The sequence below is a fragment of the Patescibacteria group bacterium genome (assembly GCA_028711655.1).
In the GTDB taxonomy this organism is placed as follows: domain Bacteria; phylum Patescibacteriota; class Patescibacteriia; order Patescibacteriales; family JAQTRU01; genus JAQTRU01.
The window spans coordinates 1-8,751 of sequence record JAQTRU010000042.1 but is presented as its reverse complement, the minus strand read 5'-3'; the positions used below and the strand labels follow the sequence as shown (position 1 = coordinate 8,751).

General features: G+C 40.6%; 15 protein-coding genes and 1 pseudogene. All 16 read left to right on the top strand.

Annotated elements, in window-relative coordinates; all coding sequences use genetic code 11:
* The first annotated feature begins 114 nt into the window (after nucleotides 1-114).
* On the top strand, nucleotides 115-867 hold the full coding sequence (gene rplD, locus PHQ42_04680; GenBank protein ID MDD5071998.1) for a 50S ribosomal protein L4: 753 nt from the start codon (nucleotides 115-117) through the stop codon (nucleotides 865-867).
* A gap of 208 nt (nucleotides 868-1,075) precedes the next feature.
* Nucleotides 1,076-1,345 carry a 50S ribosomal protein L23 gene (rplW, locus tag PHQ42_04675; GenBank protein MDD5071997.1) on the top strand — a complete coding sequence of 90 codons (270 nt, stop codon included), beginning with the start codon at nucleotides 1,076-1,078 and terminating at the stop codon, nucleotides 1,343-1,345.
* 100 nt (nucleotides 1,346-1,445) lie between these two features.
* Complete coding sequence (rplB, locus tag PHQ42_04670) at nucleotides 1,446-2,285, top strand: 50S ribosomal protein L2 (protein ID MDD5071996.1); 840 nt, start codon at nucleotides 1,446-1,448, stop codon at nucleotides 2,283-2,285.
* 73 nt (nucleotides 2,286-2,358) lie between these two features.
* Nucleotides 2,359-2,682 (top strand): 30S ribosomal protein S19, encoded by a 324-nt coding sequence (gene rpsS, locus PHQ42_04665; GenBank protein ID MDD5071995.1) that lies wholly within the window; start codon nucleotides 2,359-2,361, stop codon nucleotides 2,680-2,682.
* 173 nt (nucleotides 2,683-2,855) lie between these two features.
* Nucleotides 2,856-3,182: pseudogene (gene rplV / locus PHQ42_04660) on the top strand (50S ribosomal protein L22).
* A 342-nt stretch (nucleotides 3,183-3,524) separates the two neighbouring features.
* A complete protein-coding gene (rpsC, locus tag PHQ42_04655) occupies nucleotides 3,525-4,223 on the top strand; it encodes a 30S ribosomal protein S3 (protein MDD5071994.1) in 699 nt (232 codons plus the stop codon).
* Nucleotides 4,224-4,448: 225 nt separating this feature from the next.
* Nucleotides 4,449-4,859, top strand: coding sequence for a 50S ribosomal protein L16 (gene rplP, locus PHQ42_04650; protein ID MDD5071993.1), 411 nt, complete (start codon nucleotides 4,449-4,451; stop codon nucleotides 4,857-4,859).
* 21 nt (nucleotides 4,860-4,880) lie between these two features.
* A complete protein-coding gene (rpmC, locus tag PHQ42_04645) occupies nucleotides 4,881-5,087 on the top strand; it encodes a 50S ribosomal protein L29 (protein ID MDD5071992.1) in 207 nt (68 codons plus the stop codon).
* Between the two features lie 13 nt (nucleotides 5,088-5,100).
* Nucleotides 5,101-5,385 carry a 30S ribosomal protein S17 gene (gene rpsQ / locus PHQ42_04640; GenBank protein MDD5071991.1) on the top strand — a complete coding sequence of 95 codons (285 nt, stop codon included), beginning with the start codon at nucleotides 5,101-5,103 and terminating at the stop codon, nucleotides 5,383-5,385.
* A 92-nt stretch (nucleotides 5,386-5,477) separates the two neighbouring features.
* Complete coding sequence (rplN, locus tag PHQ42_04635; GenBank protein MDD5071990.1) at nucleotides 5,478-5,849, top strand: 50S ribosomal protein L14; 372 nt, start codon at nucleotides 5,478-5,480, stop codon at nucleotides 5,847-5,849.
* Nucleotides 5,850-5,891: 42 nt separating this feature from the next.
* Nucleotides 5,892-6,224, top strand: coding sequence for a 50S ribosomal protein L24 (gene rplX, locus PHQ42_04630; protein ID MDD5071989.1), 333 nt, complete (start codon nucleotides 5,892-5,894; stop codon nucleotides 6,222-6,224).
* 6 nt (nucleotides 6,225-6,230) lie between these two features.
* Nucleotides 6,231-6,794 carry a 50S ribosomal protein L5 gene (gene rplE / locus PHQ42_04625; GenBank protein ID MDD5071988.1) on the top strand — a complete coding sequence of 188 codons (564 nt, stop codon included), beginning with the start codon at nucleotides 6,231-6,233 and terminating at the stop codon, nucleotides 6,792-6,794.
* Between the two features lie 5 nt (nucleotides 6,795-6,799).
* The gene (locus tag PHQ42_04620; GenBank protein MDD5071987.1) at nucleotides 6,800-6,985 is read left to right on the top strand and encodes a type Z 30S ribosomal protein S14; all 186 of its coding nucleotides are present in this window, start codon (nucleotides 6,800-6,802) and stop codon (nucleotides 6,983-6,985) included.
* Between the two features lie 229 nt (nucleotides 6,986-7,214).
* The gene (rpsH, locus tag PHQ42_04615) at nucleotides 7,215-7,643 is read left to right on the top strand and encodes a 30S ribosomal protein S8 (GenBank protein ID MDD5071986.1); all 429 of its coding nucleotides are present in this window, start codon (nucleotides 7,215-7,217) and stop codon (nucleotides 7,641-7,643) included.
* Between the two features lie 83 nt (nucleotides 7,644-7,726).
* The gene (gene rplF, locus PHQ42_04610; protein ID MDD5071985.1) at nucleotides 7,727-8,269 is read left to right on the top strand and encodes a 50S ribosomal protein L6; all 543 of its coding nucleotides are present in this window, start codon (nucleotides 7,727-7,729) and stop codon (nucleotides 8,267-8,269) included.
* Between the two features lie 4 nt (nucleotides 8,270-8,273).
* Nucleotides 8,274-8,636, top strand: a complete 363-nt coding sequence (gene rplR / locus PHQ42_04605) for a 50S ribosomal protein L18 (GenBank protein ID MDD5071984.1) — start codon at nucleotides 8,274-8,276, stop codon at nucleotides 8,634-8,636.
* The last annotated feature ends 115 nt before the right edge of the window (nucleotides 8,637-8,751 follow it).

Genomic DNA, 8,751 nt, shown 5'->3' with positions numbered 1-8,751 from the left:
AAAATGTAAAAACAGAGGACGTAAAACCAGAAGAAGAAAAAAAACAAGAAAGACAATCTAATTCTTAGGCAGACTTTCAACTTTATAACTTTATAAACTTTTGACTTACGGGCTATGCCGATTAAGATAAATATTTACAATCAGAAAGCGGAAGTAGTCGGGGAGATGGATTTATCCGATAAGGTTTTTGGCGTACCGGCAAATAAAGGTTTAGTCCATCAGGCGGTGGTGGCCCAGATGGCCAATAATCGCCAAGTATTGGCTCATACGAAAGACAGGAGCGAAGTTCGGGGAGGCGGACGGAAGCCTTGGCGGCAGAAAGGCACGGGCCGGGCCAGAGCCGGTTCAAGCCGGTCTCCGATCTGGACCGGCGGCGGAGTCACTTTTGGGCCGCGCAAAGACAGAAATTTTTCCAAAAATATCAATAAAAAGATGAGAAAGAAAGCGATTCTTATGGTTTTATCCGACAAGGTAGCTAACGGCAATTTTTTGGTTATGGATAAATTGGAGATAGACGAATATAAAACCAAAGTTTTTAACAAAATAATAGGGGGAGCGGAAAAGGTTTTGAATAAAAATTCAAAGCCAGAAATTGTTGCCAAGGAGAAAGGAGAAAAAGAGGAAAAGAAAAACAAAAAAATCAAAAGAAGCGTTTTGATAATCAACGATCCGCGCCAAGACGGGGCAGGCCACCGCCAAGACGGGGCAGGCAGAAAAGATGAGAAAGTTAAATATTCAGGAAGAAATTTAAGCGGAACGGGAATTATTAATTTAGAAAATATAAACATTGTTGATTTGCTTAAATATAAAAATTTAATTTTGACTGCTGAAGGCGTTAAAAGGCTGGAAGAGACATATAATAAATAATATGGGTTTATTCGGGAAAAAAGAGGAAGAAAAAAGGGCGGCCAAAGAGGTTGTTAGATCTGGAAATGGCGAAAAAGAGGAAAAGAAGAAGAGTATGAAGGAGCTTTACGAGGAAAATTCAGCTGTTCCGGTTTCCTCTAAAAAAGTTGAAAAAAACGAGAAAACAGAGGAAGAGGGAAGAAAAAATAATTTCTCCGGGGCTTATAGGATTTTACTTAAACCGCTGGTTACGGAAAAAGCGACTAATTTGGGCGTTTTGAATAAATATGTTTTTGCGGTTTCTTCGAAGGCCAATAAAATAGAGATAGCCAAAGCGGTTGAAGAAGTTTATGGCATAAAACCGGTCAAAGTTAATATAATAAAAGGAAAGGGAAAAACTATACGCAGCGGCCGGATTTTTGGAAAGAGAAAGGATTGGAAAAAAGCGGTCGTGGCCCTGCCGGAGGGCAAAACAATAAAAATTTACGAAGGCGTGTAAATATACGAAGGATACGAAGCGGCACGAAAGAAACGAATAAACATTAAAAGATTTAAAATAATTCGTGTTATTCGTCTAATTTCGTTTAATTAGTGTAAATATGGGAATAAAGAAAGTAAAACCAACCACACCCGGAAGACGTCAAGCCACTTTTGATGATTTTTCTGATATTACCAAAAGTAAACCGGAAAAAAATTTAATAGTAATTAAAAAGAAAAAAGGCGGCCGCAACGCCCAAGGTAAAATTACCATAAGGCACAGGGGCGGCGGGGCCAAGAGGTATATCCGCCAGATTGACTTTAAAAGAGATAAGTTTGACATTCCGGCAAAAGTGGCTTCGATTGAATATGACCCTAACCGCGGGGCAAGAATCGCCCTCCTCAATTATAAGGACGGAGAAAAAAGATATATGGTCGCTCCTATTGGCTTGGGTGTCGGCGAGGAAATATTAAGTTCAAAAAAACAGATTGAAATAAAAAGAGGGAACGCGATGCCGGTTAAATATATTCCGGCCGGCGTGGCCATCTATAATCTGGAAATGGAGCCGGGCCGGGGCGGCAGGATCGCCCGCGGCGCGGGAAATTCAATCTCCGTCATGGGCGTGGAAGGGAAGTACGCGCAAATCAGGATGCCTTCGGGAGAAATCAGGCTGGTAAACAAAGAATGCCTTTGCACTATTGGGCAGGTTAGCAATCCGGATAAGCGGCATATTAAATTAGGTTCGGCCGGGCGAAAGCGGCATTTAGGCATAAGGCCGACTGTCCGCGGCAAAGCCATGAATCCGGTTGATCATCCTCATGGCGGCGGCGAAGGCAACCAGCCCATTGGCTTGAAGCATCCGAAAACCCCTTGGGGCAAGCCGGCTTTGGGAGTTAAAACCAGAAAAAACAGATATTCGGATAAGTTTATTATAAAAAGAAGAGGCAAGGGGAGAAGATAGTAGTTAATTAGGAATTAGTTAATTAGTGATTAGGGGAAAACCTAATTAACTAATTAATTAATTAACTAGCATTATGTCAAGAAGTTTGAAAAAGGGTCCATACGTAAACCCGAGAATATTAAAAAAGATAAAAGCTTTGAAGCAGGGAGATAAAACCGTAATAAAAGTTTGGGACAGGGCTTGTATCATAACTCCGGAAATGGTGGGTTTTACCATTGGCGTTCATAATGGCAGGCAGCACACCCCGGTTTTCATTGTGGAAAATATGGTCGGCCACAGATTGGGAGAATTTTCCCCTACCAGAAAATTTGTGGGCCATGGCGGAAAAATGGCCAAGGGCCAGGCCAAAGAAGGAGCCGGCGCCGGAGCGGGAAAAGACAAAAAGGGGGGTAAGTAATTACAGGAACAGTCTTCCGAGGTTTTTCAACCCTTTTATTAAATCCTTTAATCCGAATTTTCCAAATATTAACTTGTGGCGTTAGAATTGACGGTTCACCTCGTTAGAAAACTTTATTCTTTCTAAACGGGGTTTACCCAAACTAAGTAACCAACCTAATCGTTTTGAATAATATGGAAGTAAAAGCGAAAGCAAAATTCATAAAAATGTCGCCCAGAAAAGTCCGTTTGGTGGCCGATGCCATCCGCGGAGCGGCTACTGGCCGGGCTTTGGAGCAGTTGAAATTTATAAATAAAAAAGCGTCCTTGCCGATAAAAAAATTGCTGGATTCGGGCGTGGCCAATGCCGTTAACAATTATGAATTGGATAAGGAAAATTTATATATAAAAGAAATACGGGTTGATGAAGGGCCGGTTTTAAAACGCTGGCAGCCTAAAGCGCATGGCCGCGCCACTCCCATCAGGAAGAGAATGAGCCACATAAGCTTGGTTTTGGCGGAGATAAAGATAAGCGGAAAGAAAAAGGCGCGGAAAGAAAAATTAGAAGCCCCGGTCAGATTAAACGTGGCAGCCAAAGAAGCGGAAGGCCTAAAGACAGGAGAAAAAAAGGAAAAGAAGCAAAAAATTTCGCCCGATCTGAAAGGAGAAAAAGGCAAAGAAATAGTTGATTTAAAATCGGAAGGAAGCGGCAAACATACTAAAATCGAGGGCGGGGGCAGCCATGGTTTTATGAAAAAAGTTTTCCGGAGAAAAAGTGGATAATTTAATAAGCTGTTAGCTTTTAGCTATTAGGTGTTAGGATTTTTTTGGTGGGGCTAAAACTAAAAGCTGGAGATTAAAAAAATGGGAAAAAAGGTTAATCCAAAAATATTAAGAATGGGAATAACAAAGACTTGGCCATCGGTCTGGTTTGGCAGTGGTGAAAAATATATAAAGAGTATTCAGCAGGATGTGCGGATAAGAAAATTTTTATTGAAAGAATTAAGAGAGGCGGGTGTGGACAGAGTGGAGATTGAACGGAGCGTCAACAAGATTAACATAAACATCCATACGGCTAAACCGGGCATAATTATCGGCCGGGGAGGCAGTGGCGCCGAGGATTTAAAGAAAAAAATACACGAAAAGTTTTTGTCCCGTCCCAGCGGAATTCGCCGGGGGGATATTAATTTAAATATTTCCGAAGTGGACAGGCCCAATTTGAGCGCCCAAATCGTTTTGCAGTCAATGGTTATGGATATAGAAAAAAGAATGCCTTTCCGACGGGTAATGAAACAAGCCATAAGCCGGGTGGAAAGAGCCGGGGCCTTGGGAGTTAAAGTGGTAGTAGGCGGCCGCTTAAACGGAGCGGAAATCGCCCGGACGGAAAAGTTGGTTTCCGGCAAAGTTCCTTTGAACACCCTGCGGGCCGATATAGATTATGCTCGGGGGACGGCCCATACCACCTATGGAAGCATTGGCGTGAAGATTTGGATTTATAAAGGGGAAGTTTTTAAGAAAGAGGAGACAAAAAAGGGCGAGATTGTTGGGGCAAAGAAAAGTTAGAAATATTAAGTAATTATTAAAATATTTTTGGCCACGTTCCGTCGTCGCCCTTTGGCGTGACCCCGCAAAATGCGGTGGCCAAAGGCGAGGCTCCGCTAAAGCGGGGCTGTGGGCGGGATCCGGTTACGACGGGAGAAATTAGAAATTTATAACGATAATATTTAAAAATTGTAAATAGATTTCTGACATTTGTAATATTTGTAAAAGATTTGTAATTTGTAATCTATGTTGATGCCAAAAAAAACTAAATACAGGAAGAGCCATAAAGTAAAACGCGGCGGAAAAGCCAGCCGGTTTGTTGAAGTTAGTTTTGGCAGTTTTGGCTTAAAGGCCGCGGAGGCTCATTGGATTACTTCCCGGCAGATTGAAGCCGCCAGAAAGGTTTTGACCAGATATGTAAAAAAAGGCGGAAAAATGTGGATAAGAATTTTTCCTGATAAATCGGTGACGCAGAAAGGCGGAGAAATTCCAATGGGCAAAGGCAAGGGGGCGGTAGACCATTATGTGGCGGTTGTGAAGCCGGGCATGATTTTATTTGAAATAGAGGGCGTGAGCGAAAAGGAAGCAAAGGAAGCGATGACTTTCGCTTCCCATAAGCTGCCGATAAAATGCCGGTTTGTTAAAAAACACGGGTAAGTAAAAATAAGGCGAATAAATATGGAATTTAAAGAATTAAAAAATAAAGAAGAGAAAGAATTGCAAAAAATTTTGTCCCAAACAAGGGAAAAATTGAGAGATTTGCGTTTCAAAGACGCCAATAAGCAATTGAAGAATATTCGGGAGATAAGGAAGACGAGGGAAACAATCGCCCGCGTTCTTACGTTATTGAATAAGTTGAGACTAGGGAAGGGCAAGTTGAATTAATATATTATTTAGTATGAAAAACGAAAAAACAGACAAAGACAACTTAAGCCAAAAGAAAGAAGTTTTTAAAAAAAAGTTTAATGGTCTTGTTGTTAGCGACAAAATGGACAAAACAATCGTCGTGAGAGTGGATCGAATCAAGAAAAATTCCAAATACGGTAAAAGGTATGCCGCCAGCAAAAAGTATAAAGTGCATGATGAAAAGAATCAGTATAAAGAAGGAGACAAGGTAATGTTTCAGCAATGCCGGCCGATAAGCAGAGATAAAAAATGGCGGGTTATATATAACACAAAATAAACGAATATAAACGAAATTACACGAATGATGAGTTAAGATTATTTAAATATTTTGTGTTCATTCGTTTAAATTCGTTTAATAAGTATATTCATATGATACAAGTGCAAACTAGATTAAAAGTAGCGGATAATTCAGGCGCTAAGGAAGTTATGTGCATAAAAGTTCTTGGTGGATATAAAAAGCGTTATGCCGGAGTCAGCGAAATTATCACGGCCTCCGTTAAGGAATCCGCCCCGCATTCAGCCATTAAAAAAGGAGACGTGGTAAGAGCCGTTATTGTAAGGACAAAAAAAGAAATAAGAAGAAAAGACGGAACTTATTTGCGTTTTAGTGATAATGCTTGCGTTATTGTTGATAAAGACAAAAAAGAGCCGAAGGGGACAAGAATATTTGGCCCGGTGGCCAGAGAAGTGAGGCGGGCCGGATTTTTCAAGATTGCTTCGCTGGCGCCGGAGGTGCTGTAATAACAATTAACCGTTAACAATTGACATTTAACTTTTGTAAGTATGAAAATAAAAAAGGGCGACAAAGTGAAAATATTATCAGGCAAAGACAAGGGCAAAACCGGAAAGGTTTTGCAGGTTTTTCCCGCTTATAACAAAGTAAGCGTGGAGGGCTTGAATTTGCTGATAAAGCATATGCGGCCCAGGCGTCAGGGGGAAAAGGGGCAAAGGATTGAGTTTCCGGCGCCGTTGCCTTTGGCAAAAGTCGCTTTGGTTTGCCCGAAATGCGGGAAAGCGGTAAGGGTTGGTTTTAAATTTTTACAATTAACCGTCGGCGGAAAGAATAAAAAGAAAAAAATCAGATTTTGCAGGAAGTGCCGGCAGGAAATTGATTAGAAAAATATGAGATTAAAAGAGAAATATGATAAAAAAATAGCGCCGCAGCTGAAAGAGAAGTTTGGTTATAAAAATATTTTTATGGCGCCAAAACTTGAAAAAGCGGTAGTCAATGTCGGCTTTGGGCGCTTTAATAAGGACAGCGCTTATATTGATAATATTAAGAATAATTTAGCCGATATTACCGGCCAGAAATGCGTTTTAACCAAGGCCAAAAAAGCAATTTCCGCTTTTAAGATAAGGGAAGGCATGGTTATCGGAGCCAAGGTGACTTTGCGGGGCGCGCGCATGTATGATTTTGTGGAAAAACTGGTGAACGTCACTTTGCCCAGAGTAAGGGATTTCCGCGGTTTGGCGGAAAAATCAATTGATAAAACAGGAAATTTAACCATTGGGTTCAAGGAACATCTGGCCTTTCCGGAAGTTTCTCATGATTCTGTTGAAAATATCCATGGCCTGGAAGTTATTATTTCCACTACCGCCAAGAATAAAGAGGAAAGTTTGGAATTGCTAAAGCTTCTGGGCTTCCCCTTAAAGCGCGAAGAGGCGGATATAAAAGAAACTAAGTAAAATATATGGCAAGAAAAGCGTTAATCGCAAAAGCAAAAAGAAAACCGAAATTTTCCACCAGAGTGGTAAGGCGTTGCTGGCGTTGCGGCCGCAACCACGGATTTATGCGCGATTTCGGTTTATGCCGCATTTGTTTTCGGGAATTGGCCGATAATGGAGATTTGCCGGGGATAAAAAAATCCTCTTGGTAATTTAAATAATAAAATAATAAAATAAAAAAATAATTTAAGTATTCTTCCTGACTTTTTCACCCCGTCAGAATTGCGGGGAGTCAGAGTTAAGAAGATGAATTCAAACATTTTAACTCCCACTAAAGTGGGGTAGAAATAAAAAATAAAAAATCAAAAATATATTGCGTCATTTTTTATATTATTTTATTTTTATATTTTTATATTATTTTATTTTTATATTTTTATATTTATTTTTATGGTAGATTCAATCGCCGACATGATAACAAGAATAAGAAACGCTTCAGCCGTAAGGAAGAGCGAGGTGATTTTGCCTATGAGCAAGATGAAGCTGGGAGTCGCTAAAATTTTAGAAAAAGAGGGCTGGGTGGGAGAAGTGGAAATGATAAGAGGGGGTTTTCCCAAAAATCAAAAAGACAGCGGCTGTGTTTTTGACCAATTAAGGATTGTTTTAAAGTATAAGAAGAGCGGCCGGCCGGCCATAAGCTGCCTAAAGCGGGTGAGCAAACCCAGTTTGCGGATTTATGCCAAAAAAGACCGGTTGCCGAAAGTTTTAAATAATTTGGGAATAGCTATAATTTCTACGCCGCAGGGCCTTATGACCAACAAAGAAGCCAAGAAAAAAGGCGTTGGCGGAGAAGTTATTTGCGAAATATATTAACGACACAGATCACAGATAAGTGTTTTTCTTTATGATAATCGTTTATCTGTGATCTGTGCTGAAATTAACTTTGTGTATCATCTATGTCACGTTTAGGAAAATTGCCAATTGAATTGCCAGCCGGAACTCAAGCTAAAATTGAGAAAGGTTTTATTATTGTCAAAGGCCCCAAAGGGGAAATAAGGGAAAAGCTGAATGATTTAGCAAAGGTGGAAATAGGAGATAGAGAAATAAAAGTAAGCGTTAAAAATCCGCAAGAAAAAAGGGAAAAATCTTTGTGGGGGTTATACCGGAGTTTGATTAACAATCTGGTAATCGGCGTTAATGAGGGCTTTGAAAAAAAATTAGAAATAAGCGGCGTCGGTTATCGCGCGGCTGTAAGCGGGAACAAGTTGGTTCTTAACTTGGGTTTTTCCCATCCGATTGAATACAATCTTCCGGAAGGAGTAACGGCAAGCGTGGAAGAAAATGTTATTACCTTGAAGGGTTTGGAAAAGAAATTAGTGGGGGAGACCGCCGCAAAAATAAAAAAATTCAGAATTCCCGACCCCTACAAAGCCAAGGGCATTAAGTATAGCGGCGAGGTTATAAGGAGAAAAGCCGGAAAGACGGCATCTAAAGAATAATTTTATGGATAAAAATAGGAAAAAAAATATAAACCGCGCTGTCAGGCGGGCCAGAATCAGATCCAGGGTAGCCGGCACAAAAAAAAGGCCTCGTTTGAGCGTTTTTAGATCAAATCGCGGGATGTATGTCCAGCTGATTGATGATGAAGCGGGGAAGACTTTGGCCAGCGCCCACAGCAAAGAAGCGGCAAAAAATAAAGGCGGCGATTCCAAAAAGGATGTTAGCTTTGAGTTGGGCAAATTAATTGCCAAAAAAGCGGCGGATAAAAAAATAAAACAAGTTGTTTTTGACCGCGGCGGTTATAAATATCATGGCCGGGTAAAAACTTTAGCCGAGGGGGCGAAGGAAGGCGGCCTTAAATTTTAAGTTCAAAATATTAACCATTAAAATCATTGATTAATAACATGCCAGAAGAAAAGAATAAAACTGAAAATAATATGGAGAAACCGGCGGAAAAAGAACCGGCCAGTCTTAAAGCCGG

Coding starts and splice junctions, on each gene's coding strand:
- rplD (MDD5071998.1), top strand. CDS start 115: ATGCCGATTAAGATAAATATTTACAATCAGAAAGCGGAAGTAGTCGGG.
- rplB (MDD5071996.1), top strand. CDS start 1,446: ATGGGAATAAAGAAAGTAAAACCAACCACACCCGGAAGACGTCAAGCC.
- rpsS (MDD5071995.1), top strand. CDS start 2,359: ATGTCAAGAAGTTTGAAAAAGGGTCCATACGTAAACCCGAGAATATTA.
- rpsC (MDD5071994.1), top strand. CDS start 3,525: ATGGGAAAAAAGGTTAATCCAAAAATATTAAGAATGGGAATAACAAAG.
- rplP (MDD5071993.1), top strand. CDS start 4,449: ATGTTGATGCCAAAAAAAACTAAATACAGGAAGAGCCATAAAGTAAAA.
- rpmC (MDD5071992.1), top strand. CDS start 4,881: ATGGAATTTAAAGAATTAAAAAATAAAGAAGAGAAAGAATTGCAAAAA.
- rpsQ (MDD5071991.1), top strand. CDS start 5,101: ATGAAAAACGAAAAAACAGACAAAGACAACTTAAGCCAAAAGAAAGAA.
- rplN (MDD5071990.1), top strand. CDS start 5,478: ATGATACAAGTGCAAACTAGATTAAAAGTAGCGGATAATTCAGGCGCT.
- rplX (MDD5071989.1), top strand. CDS start 5,892: ATGAAAATAAAAAAGGGCGACAAAGTGAAAATATTATCAGGCAAAGAC.
- rplE (MDD5071988.1), top strand. CDS start 6,231: ATGAGATTAAAAGAGAAATATGATAAAAAAATAGCGCCGCAGCTGAAA.
- PHQ42_04620 (MDD5071987.1), top strand. CDS start 6,800: ATGGCAAGAAAAGCGTTAATCGCAAAAGCAAAAAGAAAACCGAAATTT.
- rplF (MDD5071985.1), top strand. CDS start 7,727: ATGTCACGTTTAGGAAAATTGCCAATTGAATTGCCAGCCGGAACTCAA.
- rplR (MDD5071984.1), top strand. CDS start 8,274: ATGGATAAAAATAGGAAAAAAAATATAAACCGCGCTGTCAGGCGGGCC.